Annotated in this window: 11 protein-coding genes, 1 tRNA gene and 1 pseudogene; 8 read left to right on the top strand and 5 right to left on the bottom strand. The window is 57.0% G+C overall.

The annotated features are described in order from the left end of the window. Positions 1–143: 143 nt before the first annotated feature. The 4 genes from dnaA (at position 144) to gyrB (ending at position 6,771) form a co-directional block, all read left to right on the top strand. The gene (gene dnaA / locus ACVDG9_RS01005) at positions 144–1,619 is read left to right on the top strand and encodes a chromosomal replication initiator protein DnaA (protein WP_077291058.1); all 1,476 of its coding nucleotides are present in this window, start codon (positions 144–146) and stop codon (positions 1,617–1,619) included. Positions 1,620–1,879: 260 nt separating this feature from the next. Continuing rightward, positions 1,880–2,998: a DNA polymerase III subunit beta gene (dnaN, locus tag ACVDG9_RS01000; RefSeq protein ID WP_022999149.1), complete on the top strand. Its 1,119-nt coding sequence runs from the start codon at positions 1,880–1,882 to the stop codon at positions 2,996–2,998. A gap of 38 nt (positions 2,999–3,036) precedes the next feature. Further along, positions 3,037–4,185 (top strand): DNA replication/repair protein RecF, encoded by a 1,149-nt coding sequence (recF, locus tag ACVDG9_RS00995; RefSeq protein WP_447237096.1) that lies wholly within the window; start codon positions 3,037–3,039, stop codon positions 4,183–4,185. Positions 4,186–4,317: 132 nt separating this feature from the next. Beyond that, entirely contained in the window at positions 4,318–6,771 is a 2,454-nt protein-coding gene (gene gyrB, locus ACVDG9_RS00990) for a DNA topoisomerase (ATP-hydrolyzing) subunit B (protein WP_447237095.1), read from the top strand. A 65-nt stretch (positions 6,772–6,836) separates the two neighbouring features. Here the strand turns inward: gyrB and ACVDG9_RS00985 are convergent, their stop codons facing one another. After that, the gene (locus tag ACVDG9_RS00985; protein WP_447237094.1) at positions 6,837–8,930 is read right to left on the bottom strand and encodes an EAL domain-containing protein; all 2,094 of its coding nucleotides are present in this window, start codon (positions 8,928–8,930) and stop codon (positions 6,837–6,839) included. Positions 8,931–9,271: 341 nt separating this feature from the next. Here ACVDG9_RS00985 and ACVDG9_RS00980 point away from each other — a divergent pair, with 341 nt between their 5' ends. After that, complete coding sequence (locus ACVDG9_RS00980) at positions 9,272–9,688, top strand: septal ring lytic transglycosylase RlpA family protein (protein ID WP_075281742.1); 417 nt, start codon at positions 9,272–9,274, stop codon at positions 9,686–9,688. 359 nt (positions 9,689–10,047) lie between these two features. On the opposite strand, the gene ACVDG9_RS00975 is transcribed toward ACVDG9_RS00980, so the two are convergent. Beyond that, a complete protein-coding gene (locus tag ACVDG9_RS00975) occupies positions 10,048–11,604 on the bottom strand; it encodes a cryptochrome/photolyase family protein (RefSeq protein WP_447237093.1) in 1,557 nt (518 codons plus the stop codon). Between the two features lie 310 nt (positions 11,605–11,914). Between ACVDG9_RS00975 and ACVDG9_RS00970 the strand changes: the two genes are divergently transcribed. Together ACVDG9_RS00970 and ACVDG9_RS00965 are read left to right on the top strand one after the other, a co-directional pair. After that, positions 11,915–11,991 (top strand) — tRNA-Arg (locus ACVDG9_RS00970). A 102-nt stretch (positions 11,992–12,093) separates the two neighbouring features. Continuing rightward, a pseudogene (locus tag ACVDG9_RS00965) lies at positions 12,094–13,077 on the top strand (site-specific integrase). A 58-nt stretch (positions 13,078–13,135) separates the two neighbouring features. Here ACVDG9_RS00965 and ACVDG9_RS00960 read toward each other — a convergent pair. Together ACVDG9_RS00960 and ACVDG9_RS00955 are read right to left on the bottom strand one after the other, a co-directional pair. Next, positions 13,136–14,071 carry a restriction endonuclease gene (locus tag ACVDG9_RS00960; RefSeq protein ID WP_447237092.1) on the bottom strand — a complete coding sequence of 312 codons (936 nt, stop codon included), beginning with the start codon at positions 14,069–14,071 and terminating at the stop codon, positions 13,136–13,138. 85 nt (positions 14,072–14,156) lie between these two features. Beyond that, on the bottom strand, positions 14,157–18,836 hold the full coding sequence (locus ACVDG9_RS00955; RefSeq protein ID WP_447237091.1) for a DUF3320 domain-containing protein: 4,680 nt from the start codon (positions 18,834–18,836) through the stop codon (positions 14,157–14,159). Between the two features lie 435 nt (positions 18,837–19,271). On the opposite strand from ACVDG9_RS00955, the gene ACVDG9_RS00950 reads away from it, so the two are divergent. Continuing rightward, the gene (locus ACVDG9_RS00950) at positions 19,272–20,462 is read left to right on the top strand and encodes a tyrosine-type recombinase/integrase (protein ID WP_447237090.1); all 1,191 of its coding nucleotides are present in this window, start codon (positions 19,272–19,274) and stop codon (positions 20,460–20,462) included. A 2-nt stretch (positions 20,463–20,464) separates the two neighbouring features. Here the strand turns inward: ACVDG9_RS00950 and ACVDG9_RS00945 are convergent, their stop codons facing one another. Next, a complete protein-coding gene (locus tag ACVDG9_RS00945) occupies positions 20,465–21,982 on the bottom strand; it encodes a GIY-YIG nuclease family protein (protein WP_447237089.1) in 1,518 nt (505 codons plus the stop codon). Positions 21,983–21,984: the final 2 nt, after the last annotated feature.

Raw genomic sequence — 21,984 nt, 5'->3', positions numbered from 1 at the left:
ATCGACAGGGTCAGGTGAAGGGAGATTTTCCTTCGCCATATAAATAACCGTCCCAAAAGGGACATTATAATGCTGCAAAAGCAGCAAGGCGTCGAAGAACGGCTGTGGCGGACTGTTCTTCACATTTACAGGAGGCAGATAACATGCAGGTTCAGGAGGCAGGCGGCTCCGAACAGTGGAAACGGGTGAAGAAACAGCTTCGCGCAGAATTGGGCGATGATGTTTTTACCAGCTGGTTTGCACGTGTAGACCTCGAGGAACATCAGGACGGCACCGTTCGTCTGTCTGTTCCGACCCGGTTTTTGAAGCAGTGGATTCAGAACAACTACAACGATCAGCTGATGGGTCTCTGGCAGCGTGAATGTGACAACGTTCACCGCATCGAACTGACAGTACGCGGCGCAATCCGCCCACGTCAGACCCCGATTGCCAAGCCGAGCCTCGCAGCACCCCAGGGCAGCAAGCCGGCGACTGCAGAAACCCGTTCCGACGCACTTTCCGACGCGGCACAGGTAACCCGGGCCCAGGCGGCAACCGCGGCTCTCGGCCGAGGTGAGACCAGCTCGGACAACGCTCGTGACGTCCTGCAAGGTGCGGCGCTCGATCCGAAATACACATTCGAGACCTTTGTCGAAGGCGAGTCCAACAATCTGGCCCTGGCTGCGGCCCGGCAGGTTGCTGCCGGCGGCGCGGTCACATTCAATCCGCTTTACCTGCATGCCTCCGTCGGTCTGGGCAAGACCCACCTGATGCAAGCCGTGGCCGCAAAGGCACGGGCGTCCGGTCGCAAGGTGCTCTACCTGACGGCCGAGCACTTCATGTACAAATTCGTTGCCGCCCTGAAGTCCCAGTCCGCACTGGCCTTCAAGGAGAACCTGCGCACGATCGATCTTCTGCTGATCGACGACATGCAGTTCCTGCACGGCAAACAGGTGCAGCAGGAGTTCTGCCACACCCTCAACGCCCTCATCGACGGGGCTCGCCAGGTGATCGTGGCCGCAGACCGCGCGCCGTCCGAACTTGATACTCTCGACGACCGTGTCCGCTCACGCCTGTCCGGCGGTCTGGTGGTCGGTATTCAGGAACCGGATTTCGCATTGCGCCGGAACATCCTGGCCACGCGCGTCGATACAGCCCGCAAGACCTACCCGCAATTCGACGTTCCGGAAGGTGTGCTGGATTATGTCGCGCGTCATGTTGCCTCCTCCGGCCGCGACCTTGAAGGCGCGCTCAACCGGCTGATCGCGCACAACCAGCTGACCAACCAGCCGATCACGCAGGAAATGGCCGAGATGACCCTGCGCGACCTGGTTCGCTCCAGCGAGCCGCGCCGGGTGAAGATCGAGGACATCCAGCGGGTGGTTTCCAAACACTACAATGTCACCAAGGCGGATCTGCTGTCGGCCCGGCGTACCCGGACCATCGTTCGCCCGCGCCAGATCGCCATGTATCTTGCCAAGGTGATGACCCCGCGCTCGCTGCCGGAAATCGGTCGCCGGTTCGGCAACCGGGACCACACAACGGTTCTGCACGCTGTCCGCAAGATCGAGGAAATGGCGCGTGCCGACTATGCCCTGGCGCAGGAGCTGGAACTGCTCAAGCGCATGCTTGACGCCTGAGGCGGCAAGCTTCGGAAACGGGCCTTTTGCGGATGCCTGCCGGAATTCAAACGGGCATCCGCCAGCCTGATCCCGGATCGCGCTAAACCAAGGTTAAAATACACGATATTCTACCAAAATTGGGGGCGTTCGGGCAGAACGCCCCCTTGCTTTTGGAGCCGGTTAAGGGCAGTGTCGTCCACCCCGCTCCACACCGGAGCCAAGAATATTCAATCAGCCCGGCAGTTCAGCCAGGCGCTTCATGAGTACGGAACGAGAGTATGAAAGCGACCCTCGAGCGGACCGACCTCCTCAAGTCCTTGACCCATGTTCACCGCGTGGTCGAACGCCGGAATACCATTCCGATCCTGTCGAACGTTCTTCTGCGCGCCGATGGCGGCGCGATCAACCTGAAGGCAACGGACCTTGATCTGGAAATCGTTGAAAGCGTTCCGGCCATGATTGAATTGCCGGGCGCGACCACCGTTCCGGCACACATGTTCTACGACATCGTTCGCAAGCTGCCGGAAGGCTCGCAAGTGGTTCTGGAAACCACCAGCGACAACGCCACGCTGGAAATCCGCGCCGGCCGCTCGAAGTTCACCCTGCAGATGCTGCCGGAAACCGACTTCCCAGACCTGACCGCGGGCGACTTCAGCCACGGTTTCGCACTAACAGGCGCCGATATCCGCAAGCTGATCGACGCGACCCAGTTCGCGATTTCGACCGAAGAGACCCGTTACTATCTGAACGGTATCTACCTGCACACGGTAGACGCGGGCTCCGGTCTCCAGTTCCGCGCTGTTGCAACAGATGGCCACCGTCTGGCCCAGGCAGAAGTGCCGGCGCCTTCCGGTTCGGCCGGCATGCCTGGCATCATCGTGCCGCGCAAGACCGTTGGCGAGATCCAGAAACTGCTCGAGAACCCGGAAGCCAATGTCCAGGTCGAGCTTTCCGATACCAAGATCCGCCTCACGACCGGCTCCGTCATCCTGACGTCCAAGCTGATTGACGGCACCTTCCCGGACTACGGCCGGGTGATCCCGCAGAACAACGACAAGGAAATGCGCGTCGACCGGGACGAGTTCAAGGAAGCCGTCGACCGCGTGTCGACGATCTCCTCCGAACGCGGCCGCGCCGTCAAGCTGTCACTGACCGAAGGTCGCCTGGTGCTGACCGTGAACAACCCGGATTCGGGCAGCGCGACGGAAGAACTTGCCGTCGAATATGATGCCGATCCGTTGGAAATCGGCTTCAACTCCCGCTACCTGCTCGACATTGCCAACCAGCTTTCGAGCGATACGGCCCTGTTCCGTCTGGCGGACAGCGGCTCGCCGACCCTCATTCAGGACAACACGGTCGACGACTGCCTGTTCGTTCTCATGCCGATGCGGGTCTGATCTAGCCGGCACGCCCAAACAGTAGCGGAAGTGGGGTCATGACAGATTACCGGACGGCGCGGCTGACCCGTCTGTCGCTGACCGGCTTCCGCAACTACAGCACGCTGACACTGCCGATGGCGGCCAGGATGGTCGCCTTTGTCGGCCCCAATGGCGCCGGCAAGACCAACATTCTGGAAGCCATATCCTTTCTGACTGCCGGCCGCGGCCTGCGCCGGGCGGCCCTTGCCGACATTGCGCGCAAGGACGGCGATGGCAGCTGGAGTGTTGCCGCAACAGTTCTCTTGGATGGGTTCGAAACCAAAATCGGCACAGGTTTGGTGGCCGGCACCTCCGGGCGCAAGGTGCGTATCGACGGCGAGGAAGTTCGCGGCTCGGAAAGTCTTCTGGACTACATGCGAGTGCTCTGGCTCGTGCCGTCGATGGACGGGCTGTTCACCGGCCCCGGCTCCGACCGTCGCCGTTTTCTTGACCGGCTGACGCTGGCGATCGACCCGACCCACGGCCGCCGGGTCAGCGACTTCGAAAACGCCCTTCGTCAACGCAACCGCCTTCTCGATCAGGGCGGCTCCGATGCATTTCTCAGCGCGCTGGAACAGCAGGTCGCCGAGCTCGGCACCGCCGTCTCCATCGCCAGGGCAGAGACCGTCGACCTGCTCAGCCGCATGATTGCCGGCCAGGCAGCCCAGGACCTGCCGTTTCCCCATGCTTCGGTTTCCCTTGACGGTGCCTTCGAGGCGGAAACCGCCGGTTTGAGTGCCTCCGACCGGGAGGATCGCTACCGCCAGATGCTGCAGGACGGCCGACACCGCGACCGGGCCGCCGGGCGCACGCTCAACGGACCGCATCTGAGCGATCTCACCGTTCATCACGCGGCCAAGGCGATGCCGGCTTCGCAATCCTCGACCGGGGAACAGAAAGCGCTGCTGATAGGCCTTATCCTTGCGCATGCCGAACTGACGGCAAAGGTGTCGGGAATGACGCCTGTCCTGCTGCTTGATGAAGTCGCCGCGCATCTCGATCCTGACCGTCGTTCGGCCCTGTTTTCGAAGCTGGATTCCCTTGGCGGACAGGTCTTCATGACCGGTACGGACGAGGCCCTTTTCGAGGCTTTGCCGGCGGATGCCGAAGTGTTTGAGATCCGGGAGCAGCAGGGCCGCCTGCTGAAGCGAGGCGAGGCCCCTTAAATCCGCCGGAATCTTATGGTTTTCCACCAGAATCCCTTCGCTGGCTTGGCTATGGCCGGCACGTGGTTGAACCCCCGCCGGAACCCCGTATAACGGGGGTGGAAAAGATAAATCGATTGGTGATTGATTCGCATGAGCGACACGTCCACGCCTGAGAGCAGCCCGACCCCCGAAACCAATGGCGGTGCCGAATATGGTGCCGACAGCATCAAGGTCCTCAAGGGCCTCGATGCCGTGCGCAAGCGGCCCGGCATGTATATCGGCGACACCGATGACGGCTCCGGTCTGCACCACATGGTCTACGAGGTGGTCGACAACGCCATCGACGAAGCGCTGGCCGGCCACGCCGACCATGTGACCGTGACGCTCAACCCGGACGGATCGGTTACAGTATCCGACAATGGCCGCGGAATTCCGACGGATCTGCACCCGGAGGAAGGCGTGTCGGCTGCCGAGGTCATCATGACCCAGTTGCACGCGGGCGGTAAGTTCGACCAGAACTCCTACAAGGTCTCCGGCGGCTTGCACGGCGTGGGCGTTTCCGTGGTCAATGCGCTGTCGACAAAGCTGGAACTGCGCATCTGGCGCAACGGCGAAGAACACTCCATGACCTTCGCCCATGGCGATGCCCAGGCACCGCTCAAGGTGGTTGGGCCGGCCAACGGCAGAAAAGGAACCGAGGTGACCTTCCTGCCGTCACCGGAAACCTTCACCAAGACCGAGTTCGATTTCAGCACCCTTGAACACCGGCTGCGCGAGCTGGCCTTCCTGAACTCCGGCGTCCGCATCATCCTGACGGACAAGCGCGGCGTTGAGGACAAGGTCGAGGAGCTGTTCTACGAAGGCGGCCTGGAAGCGTTCGTGCGCTATCTGGACCGTGCCAAACATCCGTTGATCGAGGAGCCGATCAACATGCGGGCCGAGCGTGACGGCATCACGGTCGAAGCCGCCATGTGGTGGAACGACAGCTATCATGAACATGTGCTGTGCTTCACCAACAACATTCCGCAGCGCGATGGCGGTACTCACCTTGCCGGTTTCCGGGCTGCGCTGACCAGGCAGGTTACCGGCTATGCGGAAGCAACCGGCCTGATGAAGAAGGAAAAGGTGAACCTTTCCGGCGATGACTGCCGTGAAGGCCTGACCTGCGTTCTTTCCGTCAAGGTGCCGGATCCGAAATTCTCGTCCCAGACCAAGGACAAGCTGGTTTCCTCCGAAGTGCGTCCGGTGGTCGAAAACCTGATCTCGCAGATCCTGAGCGAATGGCTCGAGGAAAACCCCGCGCCGGCCAAGACAATCGTCTCCAAGGTGGTGGAAGCGGCCTCGGCACGTGAAGCCGCCCGCAAGGCACGCGAGCTGACGCGCCGCAAGGGCGCCCTCGACATCGCCTCCCTGCCCGGCAAGCTTGCCGATTGCCAGGAGCGCGACGCCTCCAAGGCCGAACTCTTCCTGGTGGAGGGTGATTCCGCAGGCGGCTCGGCCAAACAGGGCCGTCACCGCGAAAACCAGGCCGTGCTGCCTCTACGCGGCAAGATCCTCAACGTGGAACGGGCACGCTTTGACAAGATGCTGTCCTCGAACGAAATCGGCACGCTGATCACGGCGCTTGGAACCGGGATCGGCAAGGAAGAATTCAACGTCGAGAAGCTGCGCTATCACAAGATCATAATCATGACCGATGCTGACGTGGACGGCGCGCACATTCGCACCCTGCTGCTGACGTTCTTCTTCCGCCAGATGCCGGAGCTGATCGAAAACGGCTACATCTATATTGCGCAGCCTCCGCTCTACAAGGTCAAGCGCGGCCAGTCCGAACAGTACCTGAAAGACCAGAAGGCGCTGGAAGACTATCTGATCGGACAGGGTCTGGACGAAGCTTCGCTGACGCTTGCCAACGGCGAGGTTCGCACCGGCCAGGACCTTCGTACCGTCGCCGAAACCGCACGGATCATTTCCGACATCTTCGACGGGTTGCATTCACGCTACAACCGCGATGTTGTCGAACAGGCTGCGATTGCGGGTGCGCTGACACCGGAAATCCTGGACGATCAGGGCAAGGCTGAGGAAGCTGCCACCTATATCGCCCGCCGGATGGACATCCTGGCCGACGAATTCGAACGGGGCTGGACCGGCGAAGCGCGGGACGACGGCAGCCTTGTGTTCAAACGGATGGTTCGCGGCGTGCAGGAAGCCGCCACGATTGACGCTGCCCTGCTTGGCTCCACGGACGCACGCCGCCTTGCAGCACACGCAGGCCATCTGAACGAGATCTACGGCAAGGCCGCCGTCTTGCGGCGCAAGGATATCTCGACGGAAATTCGTGGGCCTCGCGCCTTGCTGAACCAGATCTACGCCGCCGGCCAGAAGGGCATCTCGCTGCAGCGCTACAAGGGTCTCGGCGAGATGAACCCGGAACAGCTCTGGGAAACGACGCTTGACCCGAATGTCCGCTCCCTGCTGCAGGTGAAGGTGCGCGAGGCGGACGACGCCGACGACATCTTCACCAAACTGATGGGAGACGAGGTCGATCCGCGGCGCGAATTCATCCAGGAAAACGCCCTGGCCGTGGCCAACCTCGACATCTAAGGCCCTGGCAAACAAACAAAAAAGCGGCGCTTTGCGCCGCTTTTTTTTACGATTTCAGGTTTCGTTCAACCGCCGGGCCAGGGTTCTGGCCGACCGAAAAAGAAGCCCTGTGCCGCCTCGATATCGAGCTCCCTCAGCAGACTGGCCTCTTCCGCCGTTTCCACATGTTTGGCGATCACCTTGATGCCGAGCTCGTGGGCGGCGCGTACCAGCCCGTTCAGGATGGCCGCCTTGGCGGGCTCTTCCACCACCTGCTGAGTGAGGCTCGATTCAAGCTTCAGCCATTCGACACGCAGGTTGGTCAACCGCGACAGGACCGGCCAGTGTCCGGCAAAATCGTCAATGGCGGTCTGGCACCCCAGTTCGTTCACGAACTTGAAAAACGCCTGAACGCTCGCCGGCTCCCGCAGAAAATCCTTTTCCGCGATTTCAAGGCACAGCTTGGATGCCAGCAGCGGATTGACCGACAAACGATGATAGAGCCCGTCACGGAAGATCGGATCGCGGGCGGATTCAGCCGAGACGTTCATCGTCAGGATGGTACGGTCGGGATTGCGTTCTGCCGCGTCCAGCACCTTGTCCAGCGTCCAGGCATCCACCTGTGCAATGAAACCGGAGCGTTCGGCAGCCGAGATCCAGGCACGTGAAGAGAGGCCCCGGGCACGATCTCCCTGCAGGCGCAGAAGGATTTCAGAACCGCAGGCCCTGTTCCGTTTCAGGCAGACGATGGGCATCGCATAGAGCGTCAGCTCGTTGCCGCGGAAACTTCCCGGCTCCGGTAGGTCCGCCAGCTCACCACCCGCCCCTTCGCAATCCTGCGGCTGCACAGAATGAACCTGCACGGAACGGCCGCCAAATCGCTTGCCGCGCAAACATGCCCGGTCGGCCAGCCCCAGAAGAGCTGCCGCATCACCTTCACGCAGCTTCACATTGCTGTCGAGGAACGCCACACCGATGGACCCGCCAATGGTGAACACCCGGTCTCCCACCTCCAGGCGGATACGGTCAAAACCGGCCAGAATTTCCTCGGCGATATCGAGAGCGGCTTCCTCGTTGACCACCGGCACCATGCCGGCAAATTCATCACCGCCGATCCTGGCGGCTGTACCGAATTCACCCAAGGTCAGGCGCAGGCAAGCCGCGACACGCTGGAGCATGTCGTCACCCGCGTCGTGGCCACCAAGATCATTGACCTTCTTGAACTCGTCGAGATCGATATAAAGAACGGCGAGGCCGATTTCATCTTCTGCGGCAAGCCGGGTCAGCTCACGTTTCAAGGCCTTGGTAAAGGCACGGCGGTTCTCCAGGCCCGTCAGTGGGTCGAGATACGCCAGGCGCCTGTTTTCGGCGGTTTCCTGAGGGCAGTCGACATTGCGCCGGATAACCGCCATTGAGGCACCCATGCCCGGCTTACTCTTCACCGAACCGGGAATGGGAACGAGCCGCACTTCGCACATCTGGCGATCGGCCACGTACCCTGCTGCCTGGAAGCTTCGATTTTCCGGAATATAAAGGGTCTGCGGCAGTTCGCCTTCCAGATTTTCCAGGGCTTCGGCCAAGAGGTCCATTTCATAGTCGCTGTTGATCAGCTTCAGCAGCTTTCCCGCCATTTCATCGAGGCTTTCGGAACCGTCGAACACAAGAACGTCGTCCGGAAAATGCTCCAGAAGATCGAGATCCCTTGCGGACTTTGCGGAGCGGATTTCATTTCGCGCCGGCTCTGACAGGGTAGCGATCTCGTCCTGGCCGTGTTCTTCCAGATCGAACTGGACCAGGACGGCCTGGCGCTCGCCCGAGAGGGAGACGAAGGATGTGCAAATCATGTGGTGGCAGAAGGTTTCGCCTGACTGCAGCAGGATGGCCCCGCTCGCCTGCGCCGGAACACCGCTGAAAGCCGCCGACAGAACCGCCTCGCACCGCCGCCAACTGGTTTCCGACAAAAGCGACGGCAGGCTGACCGGCACCGGAAAGACACCTTTTGCGGCGCAAAGCGCCTTCATCTGCTTGTTGTGGACAAGGACGCTGCCATCCTGCGCGACATAGGCCGCAGCATGAGGAAGAACCTCCAGCAGGGACGTGTGGAAGCCTGTAAGAGTATTATTTTCCGCACGACCGGATTGTTCCAGCCGGTCGCTTAAGAACCGATGGCTGACTTGCACCAGACCGCCCTTTCAAATTGCCGTTAAAATGGCGCTAATCAATACACACATGCGCCGCTCCTATGTAAAAATTACTAACACAGTTCAGTTGGCAAAACCGAAACAGAAAAACTACCCACAACTCTTAGAATTTTTATAGTAAATCAAAAATTAATGCGACTATTGCAAATGTATTTAAAATTTTATGTTTATTTTATACTAACGCCTCATTTGCCCCGAAAACTGCCACATTTTGATCACCCTGACGACGCAAAGGCGCCGCTACGGAATGTTACCAGCGTCGTCACGAAACTGTGTTCAAGATCGATCGGGGCGGGCTCACTTGCCCCAGGGGGACTATCATGAAGAGAATTGTTCTCGCGCGGCACTTATCGCGCGTTGCCTTGGCGGGTGCCTTGCTTGCAGCAGCAGGTGTCGTCAGCGGTGCTCAGGCGGGCGTCTATCAACAATGCGGGAAAGCGTCCTGGTACAAGCTCGGCGGCACCACCGCCAGTGGTGAACGCGCAAACCCCAACCAACTGACCGCAGCCCACAGGAGCCTCCCCTTCGGTACGCTGGTGGATGTGACCAATCTTGCCAACGGAAAGACTGTCACGGTCCGTATCAACGACCGGGGCCCCTTTGCCAAGGGCCGTGTTATAGATGTGACCTGGGCGGCAGCAAAAGAGCTCGGTTTTGTCCGCAGAGGCATCACGCGCGTTAAACTTTCCAGCAAAGCCGGGAAAATTTCTTCCGAATATAAGCAAATTTGCCAATAAATTTGCGGCAGGAAAGACAACATTTCCTTGCCGCAACGGCGCTTCCAAATTGTATGACAAATTTAAAGCGCTGAATTTAATGAATTAATTTGTACGACACATTATTTCATATATGACTCAGTATGAATAACGATCAGTCGCATTACAGTGAATCAAAAAATAAAATATTTTACGGTAATGACAATCGAGAAAGATGCCGCTAGAGTTGCCGCCGTGGTCGATGGGGCCACGTGCACAGTAACTTTATTCGCGCAGTCTAACGGCTGCGCGTTTTTTTTGTAACATTCCTCATCCCGCCGTAACCGGCTCGAAACAGCCCTTGATAGCCTCTGTTTTTTGCTTACGCGGACGCGCCAGTTTCAGACCTCCTCCCCCTCAAACAGACGTTTCAGGAAGTCCGCAGCACTTTCCTTGAGTAACTGCTGTTTTTCCGGCCCCATCCTGTGCCAGGACGCGTAAGGCTGACCGAGCCGCGGATTGCCCTTGAGCACCTCCTTGTTGCGGTCCAGAAAGTCCCAGTAAAGCGCATTGAACGGACAGGCCTTCGGCCCCGTCTTCTGCTTCACGTCATAAGAGCATACGCCGCAATAGTCCGACATCCGGTCGATATAGTTGCCGCTCGATACATAGGGTTTGGAGCCGAGAAGCCCGCCGTCGGCGAACTGGCTCATGCCAATGGTGTTGGGCGCTTCCACCCATTCATAGGCGTCGGCGTAGACCATCAGATACCATTCATGCACTTCCTTCGGCCTGACGCCCGCCAGCAGGGCGAAATTGCCTGTCACCATCAGTCTTTGAATGTGGTGGGCATAGGCTTCTTCCAAGGTCTGGCCGATCGCTTCCGACAGGCAGCGCATGCGTGTCTGTCCGGTCCAGTAGAAATCGGGCAACGGACGGTCGGCACCAAGTGCGTTGCTGTCGACATAGTCCGGCATCTTCAGCCAGTAGATGCCGCGCACATATTCCCGCCAGCCAAGGATCTGCCGGATGAACCCTTCGGCGGCATTGAGCGGAACCTTGTCCGCTTTCCATGCCTCTTCCACCTTCCGGCACAACACCTTGGCATCCAGCAGGCCGGCATTCAGATAGGCCGACAGTACCGAGTGGAACAGAAACTTCCGGCCGCTCAGCATGGCATCCTGATAGGTTCCGAAATCGGCCAGCATGTCGGCCAGGAAGTGCTCACAGGCCTCTTCCGCGTCCTTGCGGGTCACCGCGAACCAGAATGGTTCAAGGTCGCCTATGTGCCCGGAAAATCGACTGGCGACCAGGTCCAGCACCTCTTGCGTGATAGCGTCCGGCTTAAAGCGTTTCGGCTCTGGCATGAACAGGTCCGGCTGCGCAGGCTTGCGATTGTCCGCATCATAGTTCCATTTGCCCCCCGCAGGCTTGTCACCGTCCATCAGCAGGCCGGTGGAACGGCGCATCTCGCGGTAGAAATACTCCATGCGCAATTGCTTGCGTCCGTCCGCCCACGCCCGAAAATCCGCCACCGTTGAGAAGAACCGCGTGTCGGTCAGGATCTCCACCGGAAGGCAGAAAGCGTCGGACCAGGAGCGCGTGTCCTCCAAGACCCGCCACTCGCCGGGTTCGGTAACCACCAGCCGCTGTGGCCGCAGGCGTTCGCAGGCCCGCTTCACCTCGCCCTTGAAGCTGCCGCTGTTGGCAGGGTCATCCAGCTTGACGTAATCCACCGTCCAGCCGGCTTCCTTCAACTCTTCAGCGAAGTGGCGCATGGCGGAAAACAGGAAGGCAATCTTCTTCTTGTGATGGCGCACATAGGTGGCCTCCGCCATCACCTCGACCATCAGCACCCTGTCGTGGGCCGGATCGGCCCGCTTCAGGCTGGACATGTCAAGGCTCAGCTGGTCTCCCAGCACAAGTACAAGCGAACGGCAGTGGTTGGTCTCGGTCATGGGGCTCTGTTTTTTCCGGTCCTGGCCTTCCTACGCACAAACCCCGCCGCCCTATCACCTCTGCGGCCATTTTTTCCTCGCGCTCCCGCGTCAAACGCGACCCGCCCTACTCTGTCCGGCCAGTTTCTCCCTAACCAGCCAGGCTCGAGCACCCAAAAACCACCGGCAGCTGCGCAGATAACCCGGCGTTCATCCAGCCCCGATAACCCCGCCGATATCTTGTCCAAAATTTCAGAAAGCGATTGCCCCGGATCGCCGGATCTTGTATCAGACCCCTCTATCCGCCGTGCAGCCATTGCGCGCGCGAAGAGCACCCGTAGCTCAGCTGGATAGAGCGCTGCCCTCCGAAGGCAGAGGTCACAGGTTCGAATCCTGTCGGGTGCGCCATGATTTGACAAGTAATTTCAACTACTTGGAAGATCACTCGATACCCTCGAAAGCCAACTCAGATCGGTCTGTCACACTGGTGTCACAGTGACGGAGACGAGAATGGCTACCATTCGAAAACGCGGACAGAGCTGGCAAGCCCAGGTCCGCCGTCAGGGCCACGCGCCCATTACAAAATCATTCCTCAAGAGAGCCGACGCAGAGCTCTGGGCAAAACAGACAGAAGTTGCCCTGGACCGGGAAGACTTCGGGATAATGCCACGTGCACAAAAATCCCCACCCCTGTCCGACCTGCTTTTTCGCTATCGGAAGGAAATCACCCCCAGGAAGCGCGGCGAGGTCGCCGAAAGGTACAGGCTCAAGACACTGCTGCAGCATGACATTGCGCGGATTCCGATCAGCAAACTCACCTCTTCCGCCATTGCGCGTTACCGCGACGAACGGCTTCGCGTTGTGAGCCCTTCAAGCGTCAGGCGGGAGCTCGTTATCCTGCGCCACTGTCTGGAGGTCGCCCGCAAGGAATGGGACGCACCTCTCAAGGAAAACCCGGTTCATAACATCCAGGTTCCCTCTGACGGCAAGGCACGTGAGCGGAGGCTCTCTCCCAAGGAACTCCAGGCTCTTCTGACTGCCGCTGACAAGTGCCGCAACAAGTTTGTCAAACCAGTCATTCAGTTTGCCCTGGCGACAGGAATGCGCCGAGGAGAAATCCTCAAGCTGACATGGGCGGACATAGACAAGGACAGTCGGACCGCAAAGATCCGGGAAACAAAGAATGGAGATCCCAGAACGATACCGCTCTCCAAGTCAGCCTTAGCGGTGCTTGAGGATTGTGCGACTTCAACCGGTCTTGTGTTCCCGATCTCCGCCAACGCCTTGCGTCTGGCCTAGGAGCGGACAAAAGCGCGAGCCGAACTCGATGACCTGAGATTTCATGATCTCAGACATGAGGCGGTCAGCCGGTTCTTCGAAATGGGTCTCAACGTTCCGGAAGTCGCCATGATCAGCGGGCACAAGGATCCCCGGATGCTGTTCCGCTATACACACCCCAAGGCAACCGACGTTGCGCGGAAACTGTCTTTATAACGCACACCCTCGGGCTGCTGGCATACCCGACAGGGAACACTTGGGCTCAGCAGCCCACCTATCCATCCTCAGAAAAGAAGTCTTCATCCAGGCGCTGAATTTGGATTGTTCTATGGGCTCTTGTCCCGACTCCGTGCTCGATCATTAGATCGGCGAGCCGCGTCCCATCAATCAGGATCACTCGCTGCGGCAAGTTCTTCACATAGTTGATTGCACCGCTGGAGAAGCTCGAAGCTGTTACGAAGACACCTTTCGTGGCCCCGAACCCCACAAGAGATCCTACAAAGCCTTGCACCGCAGGACGTCCAATAGTGTTTTCCTCGGCGTAGCGTTTCGCTTGAACGTATATTCTATCGAGACCGAGACGATCTTCATTGATGACACCATCTATCCCACCGTCACCGGTTCGACCGAGTTGTTCGGCAGCGTTCTTGTGCGAACCGCCGTAACCCATCGCCACGAGAAGATCGACGATCAGCTTCTCGAAGAATGCAGGAGAATTCTCCCGTATTCTGTCAAGGAGATCGGCCCGCAAAGCCGCGTTTAGCGAACGATAGGCGGACTCAATTTGTTCCTCTGGCGTTGCCGTTTCGGAGCTCACGGGTTCGTCTTGCGTAGTTCCGGCGCTTGTACTTCCCGTGTTTTGCTTATTGCTGGAGCGGTAGAATTCGGCAAACTCAGGGATCTGCAGCAATACCTGTGTGTTGAGTTTTTCCGGATTGGTTTCGAGCAATCGCTTGCCAGCTTCCGAAGCGACAAACCTTCCACGCGCAGGACTGTCGATCAGCCCTGCTTTGCTCATGTAAAACTTTGCCCAATGAACGCGATTGTGCAGAATTCTCTGGCGACCGCTTGGCAGAAGTTCCTCTCGCTCGTTTTCAGACAGCCCCAGGTCGTCCGCAATCATTTCCGACACATGCGGAACGCGTTGCTCGCCCATTGCAGCGTAACGAAGAACAGGAAGCATCAGATCCTGATAGTCGGGTATCGTCATTTTATCCTACGTCACTGGCACGTGTTGAACGCCGGGGATTGAGCGAAATTCGCCTAGAGAAGCCTCCATCCGAGTGATGTAATTTTCAAAATAGCACCGTCCGGATACGCGATTGCAGATCAGGACCTGCTCGCAAATACCCCAGCAGCCGACAAACCGCTCTGACCATCTCGTCTTCCTCAAGTTCTCCGCATTCCGTTCGAATGAGTTTCGCGGCTGCTTCGATCTCCAAATGTGAGAGATACTCAGCCTTGGTCGTGGGGGAACTTTCTTCTGAGCGGCTCCGGATCGGCGGTTCGTCTCGTTGACTTTCAGTGAACCAGAATGACGACTCATGACAGATGCTTTTTTTGTTCGCCGCAATTTTCAACGCTGACACCACCGCATCGTGAATTCGGCCACCGGCACGATTTTTTCCGAAAGCGTAGGCAATTCGTCGAGCTACTTCATCTGAGTGAATCGGGCCTTCTTGTTCGACAATGGACGTTACGTATCCAGCCATGCGCCAGGGCTGAACTAAATGAGGCTCCGCATCAACGACGATGATTTTTGCTCTTCGGTACTTCGCAGCCGTTAGTTCAGTCTCATCGAGACCGGTGAAATCAGAAACAAGTTGTTCCGGCTCTTCTGCCTTCTGCATTCCGCCTTCATTCGCGCCAGCGATCTTCAGCACTGCATCGGATGCCTCGATCGCTTTTGCCAACATTTCTTGAAGACGCTGAATCTCATCCGTTCGCCGATGAAACCAATCGGTGCTCCAAATACGATGAAACTTCCAGCCGAGGCCTTCGAGAACGGCCTGACGCAAACGATCGCGTTCACGTGCCCACAGGGCTCCATGGTAAGTCGCTCCATCGCACTCTACCGCGAGGATGTATTGGCCAGGTTTGTCTGGGTGCCTTACACCGAGGTCAATCCGGAAGCCTGAGCTACCGACCTGGTAGTCAACTGGATAGCCAAGTCCCCGGATAACTTCAGCAACATCCTCTTCGAACGGACTGTCTGGGCCGAACCCCGTGCTGCTGGCTTCTTCGATCTGTCCAGACTTAGCGAACTCCAGGAACCTTTTCAGAATTCTTGGACCATCGCGAGTTGCCTTGCGCGGATCAATGTCGCCGGGGTCGAACGAGCAGAACACATCGCAGAGCACCCTTGCACGACTGAAAAGCACGTTTAGCCGACGCTCCCCACCCTCTCCGTTCACCGGACCGAAATTCATTGATGCCAGACGGCCATTTGGTTCGTGCGGGCCATAGCCGACACTGATCAGGATTACGTCCCGTTCGTCTCCCTGCACGTTTTCAATGTTCTTTACAAAAACGTCCTCGGCACGCCCTTCCCGCAAGAAATCATCGAGGGTCGAGTTCGTTCGCCGCTGGACCTCCAGAACCTCCGTGATCATGTCCGCTTGGCTTTTTGAAAAAGCGACGACGCCAAGCGACAGATTGGGCGTCTGCTGTGCGTGCCTAGTAATGGCTTCCGCAATCCTTTCCGCCTCTATGATGTTTGTACCAGCTCGTCCGTTCCCTTTGCTCTTACTTGAATAGACGCCTTCAACACGATTGAAACGCAGTCCAAAATTTTCGTCCAATTCCACCGGAGACGGCGGCAACACCAGTCGGCTTTCATAGAACTCGGCATTTGAAACCTGAATGAGTGACGGGTCTCTTGAGCGGTAGTGCCACTCCAGCATTGCGGACCGAAGACCACGCGCCTCACAAGCGGTCAGAATACTCTCCAGTTCGACGGCACCGGATGTTTCCGGAATTGCGTCTTCATCTTCTTCTTCTGGAGCATTGCCAGCCAGTTTGTCGAAGAAGCTGGTGGGGGGAAGCTGCTTGCGGTCTCCCACGACCACGATTTGACCGCATCGTGCGATTGCTCCCAGCGCGTCTTCCGGACGCACCTGGCTGGCCTCATCAATTACCAGAAGATCAAAGTTCAACGTGCCTGGTTTCAAGTACTGGGCGACGGAGATCGGGCTCATCAAAAAGACAGGTTTGATGCGCTGTACCATGTCGCCAGCGGCTTCCATGATCTTGCGGATAGACCGATGTCTGGTCTTCTTGGCGATTTCTGCTCGCAAGAACCCCATAGGACCAGCAGCCCCTTTGGGCATTTGTGACAAGTGCTTCGACTTGATCTGATCGGCAGTCTCAACAAATCGGCGTTTTTCAAGCGTCTGAAAAACATCAACAAGCTGATGGCGGTTTAATCGTGCGAGTTCAGACAAGTCTGAAACTGTCTTGAGCGCATTGTTCCATCGGGCTTCAGCGATGCCGTATCGAAACTCATCGACAGCACTTGCTGCAGAGAGCTTGCCCTCATCCAAAGCTGACACAAAGGCGCTCATTCCGTTTTCATTTAACCGCGCCACTTTATGGGCAGTATCCACCCATTGAGAATAAAGCGGCATGGACTGAGCAACTTTGCTCAACGATGCTGAGAAATCTTCGAAACGGACATCATCAAAAGCAATTGTTAAAAAGCGCTGCCACTGCAGTTCCTTGATGATTTCAGTGAGTTTGCTTTCAACTTCTCGAATTTCATCTTCAAGTTTGATCTTGGCTTTGGCTGCGTCTTCGCGCATGTCCATAAGCTTTCGACAGGTTTCAAGCTGGATCTCACCATCAAGACTTTTTAGGGCTTTTAGCCAGGCGGCCACGGCGACCAGTTCCGCAAACCGTGTGCGTTCGCCTCTAAAGAGCCCACCAAGCTTTTCCTGCAGATACCCCTCGTCTTCCGCAAGGACCTTTCTTTTCTTCTGGACGGCGACCAAACTATCGAGGAGAGCAACACGCTCCCTCGCAGTCTTGGGCAGAGGACCTTTCAACAGAGTCGCGAACTCATTGGATGTCCTGCGATAGGGGCCAAAAAGGCGTGAGAAAAATGACCCCAGCCCTGCAGCTAAACCATGTCGCATGTGTTCGACCGGAGCCGCGAAAGCGGCTTCGGAGAAGGTTTGGGAAAGAGCCTCTTGCGCGTTCTTCCAATCAGCCCCGGCGACCAGGGCCTCAGTCAGCCGCGTGTCATCCGCATGTGGCAAAACAGCGGTGACAAGATCGTCGTGACCTACTGGGGCGTTCTCTGCCGAACCAAGCAATTGCCCCAGATTTCTTGCCTCTTTCAGCGTTTGCGGAGCTGAAACCGAAAGCGCCTCCGAGAGATTGTTAGCCGTGTCTTGCAGCCGTTGCAGCCCGTCGTGTGCGGCTCGAATTTTCACTTCCAGACGCTGCTGGTCTGTCGGCTGCAAGTTCAGATTTTCAACACTGTAGAACGGGTGTTCAGCAGGTGAACCGATTTTCTCAAGCGCCGCTGCATAAGCGGAAATCAATTCAGCGAGTTCATTGACCGCATCGTCATCCAGAGTATCCGCGTTTTCGACCGCAATTGAAGGGGCAGGGACCTTCTTTCCGAATAGGCGCGAAATCTGGGCCATAGCCGAGATCGGCGTATAGCTGCGTCCCGGGACACGGTCATGAAGGGTGGAAGCAATCCTATTGAGGCGATTGCGGATCTCTTCCAGACTGGAGGTATCAGCGCTCGAAGGAAACGAACCCAGACCAGCATTCAGCGTTCGCCCCAGTTCATGGAGGAAAGCCTTCTTGTTCGCAAATCTAGAATGCAGTTCAAGACAAGCATCTGAAAGATTGGTCTTGACGAGACGGCTATGCACCACATCCAAGGCAGCCATCTTTTCCGCAACGAAGAGAACACTTTTGCCGTCATGTATCGCCGATGCGATGATGTTGGTGATGGTCTGGGATTTGCCCGTTCCCGGAGGCCCTTGAACCACGAGGTTACGCCCCGCACGTACCTCCTCAATGACCTTCGTTTGAGAGGCGTCCGCGTCCACGACCTGAATTATGTCTGAAGGTTTCAGACGGCTATCAAGGGACTCGCCATCGGGAAAAAGCGGAGCTTCGGTTTCGAAGCCTTCTTTGAGTACCCCGCGAAGCAGTGTGCTCTCCAACAAAGCCGCTTCAGGCCAATTCTCCGGGTCCAGATCCCGGAGCATCAGAAGTTTGGCAAAGGAAAAGAACCCGACCTGCATGCCGTCGCGATCAATTCCCCAACCTTCGCGGCCTTCTATAGCGTCTTCAACTCGGTCGAAATACGCGCCGGGAGCCCATTCTGTGCTGTCGTCAATTTCTGGAAGCGTAATCCCGAAATCGCTTTGTAGACGTTCTTGCAGTGGCAGGTTCGTGACGATGTCGTCGTCGCGGACGCAGATGTCGAATGACGAGCCGCGTTCGTTTCGCTTCAATTCAACAGGAATTAGAATGAGCGGGGCTTCACGCGGAACCGCCGAGCTCTTGTCTTCGAACCATTTCAAGAAACCCATTGCCAGATACAGAATGTTGATGCCCTGCTCTTCCTCGGCAGTCTTCGCGTCAGCAAAAAGCCGCAGGAGCCTCTTCTGCAAGGCATCAGACCCGAGCGATGTCTCCAGAAAAGCATCCTGGTATCGCCCTTCATCAAACGCTGCCTCACCTTCCACAGACAGATCCGGCCCCTCATCGGCCTCCGCATCGTCACTGCCGGTGGCCAGGAACTTCATCTTGCGACCCTTGATGCGCAGAAGCTCGTGGATGTCGTCTGACCGCTCATTGATGATGTTGAGAGCGTTCGCCCTCTTTGCCGACCGGTTGACGTGAACAAGACGATTACGGGTGCCCGTTTCGACGAGCCTTCGGCGGGCATCGGCAAGGTAATCCGAGAGGCTTTTTGAAGATTGGGTTGATGCTGTGTCGTGGATCGTCATCGCAGGTAAACGCCAAATTCGAATGTGTTTCGCTCAGCAAAAAGCTGAATTTCGACTTTAAAGGGTGTTGATGAAATCGAGCTCCCCCAAAGACCCCTGAATTCATTAGATTATTTATAGCCACAAGTTCATAGCCGTCACAATGCGCGAAAGTGCAATTATGACGCGCAACGCTGCTGCTGCTGATCGGATGCAGCAATTTCGAAGAAGTCCGGATGTGTGCAGGTTTCTATCCGTGCCATCAGGTTCAATTCAGGACCCGCAAACCTGGACGCAATGAAAATCAAGTGGCAGCAGTTGTTTTCAGAACGGAAAGTCGCGGCAAGTTCAGCACTTTCCCGACACTAAACTACTGTAATCATTAATTTTTTCCCGTTTACACCTGTCACTTGAGATGCAAAACTGCTGCTGACAGTCACAGTCGGGAGAGGCACGATGACGGTCTACAGACCTGCTGGGCGCAGATACTACGTTATGGATTTCGTCGTCGATGGAAGGCGGATCAAGCGCTCGACAAAGAGGACCAACCGGAAAGAAGCGTTGCTGGTCGAGGTCGCCACCAAGAGTCGTGAGCTTGACTCAATCCAGATGGGAAAACTGAAGTCGATCACGTTGCGCAAGGCGGTGCAGGAATGGTGGCTGCACTACGGATCCAAGCTTCGGGATTCTTCCCGGATCGAGGGCAACATCCGTGTCATGTTTGGAGAGCAGCTAAAAGTCAGCCGAAAAGACCGGACTTACCACCGACGCCGTCAGTGGCAATGGGATGGAAAACTGTTGCTGCACGATCTTAGCGATCGTCATCTCAAGGCTTGTGTCAATGCGCGGCTTTCAGAGGGAATTGCCGCCGCGACGATTATTGCCGAACTCAGCATCCTACGAAGGACCGAAAGGTTCCATAGAGGCGCGTACGCAACACCCGGACACCTGAACTGGCCAACCTCCAGGACCGACAAGCGGCTCATTCCGAACAAGAAGTCCCGTTTCCTCAGACAGGAAGAGATAATCGCCCTCTTCGAGCAGCTGGACCCAAACCGGCAAGTTTGCCGTTGGCCGGATGCTGAATACCGCACTGGAGCGCTCAGGCAGGACCTTCAGGACGCATTCGATCTTGCGGTTTTCCTGTTGCATACCGGCTGCCGCCCCAGTGAAGCGCTGCAGATGCCGTGGGACGACATTGATTTGGAAACACGAACCATCGAAGTCAGGCGCCTCAAATCACTCACGCCACTCTGGACCGGCCTTGTGATGAGCGACGTGCTTCATGAGATACTGTCTCGCCGTTATGCTGAGGCACGTGATCAATACGTTTTTCCAGACAGGATAAATGGCGGCCCCAGAAGACAATGCAGGGCCATCAAACGGGCAATGGACAAGGCCGGTCTCAACGAGCCGTGGAAAGTCGAGCGTTATGGTGGCGAGGCGACCACCTACACACTACGCGACACCTATGCCTCTCTCCTTGCCCAGTCCGGACGGCACACGCTCCACGAAATCCGTGATTTGCTCGGGCATACCAATGTGATGACAACGCAGAAGTATGCCCGGCTGTTGCCACAGAGTGCAGCCAAGGCTGCGGCGAAAACGCTCGACCAACTGGACTTTTGCACGGTAGACAGCGTGTGATTTCAGGTCTCTCGCAACACGGACGCGAGCGAAAGCGAGATGTCCGTCACAGTCACACCGGAGACAATTTCACCGTTACTCCGTAGACAGCGCTCCCGGTATTTGTTCAGAAGCGCCTGTTCGACGGTACGCGCATCATCTTCGCTTGATGTTTCTTGCTTCAGAGCGACGTGCCACTCCAATCCGGTGACTTCAGTTGCCAAAGGCCGATTGTGTTCATCCCTACGCTTCTTTGGATCGTGAGCGTAGCCAATCTTGAAAGCCAGATCCTTGCCGCGTTGGTCACGCAACGCGAGAACATAGACATACCAGATTTCATGATGGCCGAAGGAGCCCTGAAAGTCGCCTTCGTGTTTCGGAGCAAGCTTGCTGTTTTTGAGCGCTACTCTTCCGCGGCCAAGGATCGTTTTCGGCTCAACGACCATCACGGGGGTCCGCTCAAGAGCCAGCAACGGTTCCGCGGTCAATGCATCAAGCTCGATCACCTTGTCGCGGGCCTGAAGATGATGTCTTCCGGTCAATGGGCCGACTAGTTCTGAAAACATGTTTTCCTGACCGGCGATTTCCCAAACTTCCAGTGGGTGAAGCGCATAAGGGAATCTATCGATTGCATCTTCGCTTCTGCGCTCCTCATCCAACAAGTCGACATAGTCGCGCGTATTCACTTCCATGTCCGAGACACGATAGGCTCCAACGACACGTCCCTTGTGTTCTGGGGCAGTCGGGTCAGTGCGCGTGCCTACGGTGAACACGATGTCTCCTTCTTGCAAAACCGCCCTGGCATGACTTCGCGCTGCCTTGGTGGCGAAGGTCAATGGCCACGCCGGATTTCCAGGAGCGCCCCAGACGTAGGTGAAAAAGACTTTGCCAAAGTTTTCCTTCTGATCACGATTGCCTTCTTCAATAGGATTCGAGATCTTCGCCTTTTTCGGCACTTCCGCGCCTTTCTCGACGGCTACAGAACTATCGGCCTCCTCGGATACGTCAGCTTTTGAATGCATTTTCTTTTCTTGCTGGGGCTCTTCTGTAAGCTCTTCAAATTGTTCGAATTCTGCCGCCCACTTAAACACTTTATTCTGTTGTTCACGGAGAAACGCTTCGGGATCCGCGATAACGTAGCCTACCGTTTTGCATCCGGCTACGAAGCCATTGAGTGTTCCTTCGTCCATCGCACCTGTCTGCAGGTTGTCCTTGGTCACAACGATAGAACTGAGCAGCGGCCAATCCTGGTGGTGACAGTACTCGATGAGCTCCTGGAGATGTCGATTCATGGCGTAGCGCACTGTCGACCAATCGACACCACTTGCTTCAGACAGCTCGCCGTAGGAGATGAACCTTCCGTCCCTTGCGGCCTTCAGGACAGCACGCATCGTGGTGTTGAAATCCAGTCCCTTGCCCGTACGTCGTCCGCTCTCGTCGAGAAGTTCAGCATAATACGGATCGTCGGTTTTCTTCAGGCGCCGGTAATTGTAAATAAGGTTGTTCAGTTCCTCTGAAGAATAGTCAGCAGGAGGCTTCATCG

The sequence above is a fragment of the Roseibium sp. RP-7 genome (assembly GCF_053005225.1).
The sequence above is the reverse complement of the archived record's forward strand: the minus strand, read 5'-3'. Positions and strand labels throughout refer to the sequence as shown.

Coding starts and splice junctions, on each gene's coding strand:
- dnaA (WP_077291058.1), top strand. CDS start 144: ATGCAGGTTCAGGAGGCAGGCGGCTCCGAACAGTGGAAACGGGTGAAG.
- dnaN (WP_022999149.1), top strand. CDS start 1,880: ATGAAAGCGACCCTCGAGCGGACCGACCTCCTCAAGTCCTTGACCCAT.
- recF (WP_447237096.1), top strand. CDS start 3,037: ATGACAGATTACCGGACGGCGCGGCTGACCCGTCTGTCGCTGACCGGC.
- gyrB (WP_447237095.1), top strand. CDS start 4,318: ATGAGCGACACGTCCACGCCTGAGAGCAGCCCGACCCCCGAAACCAAT.
- ACVDG9_RS00980 (WP_075281742.1), top strand. CDS start 9,272: ATGAAGAGAATTGTTCTCGCGCGGCACTTATCGCGCGTTGCCTTGGCG.
- ACVDG9_RS00975 (WP_447237093.1), bottom strand. CDS start 11,604: ATGACCGAGACCAACCACTGCCGTTCGCTTGTACTTGTGCTGGGAGAC.
- ACVDG9_RS00960 (WP_447237092.1), bottom strand. CDS start 14,071: ATGACGATACCCGACTATCAGGATCTGATGCTTCCTGTTCTTCGTTAC.
- ACVDG9_RS00955 (WP_447237091.1), bottom strand. CDS start 18,836: ATGACGATCCACGACACAGCATCAACCCAATCTTCAAAAAGCCTCTCG.
- ACVDG9_RS00950 (WP_447237090.1), top strand. CDS start 19,272: ATGACGGTCTACAGACCTGCTGGGCGCAGATACTACGTTATGGATTTC.
- ACVDG9_RS00945 (WP_447237089.1), bottom strand. CDS start 21,982: ATGAAGCCTCCTGCTGACTATTCTTCAGAGGAACTGAACAACCTTATT.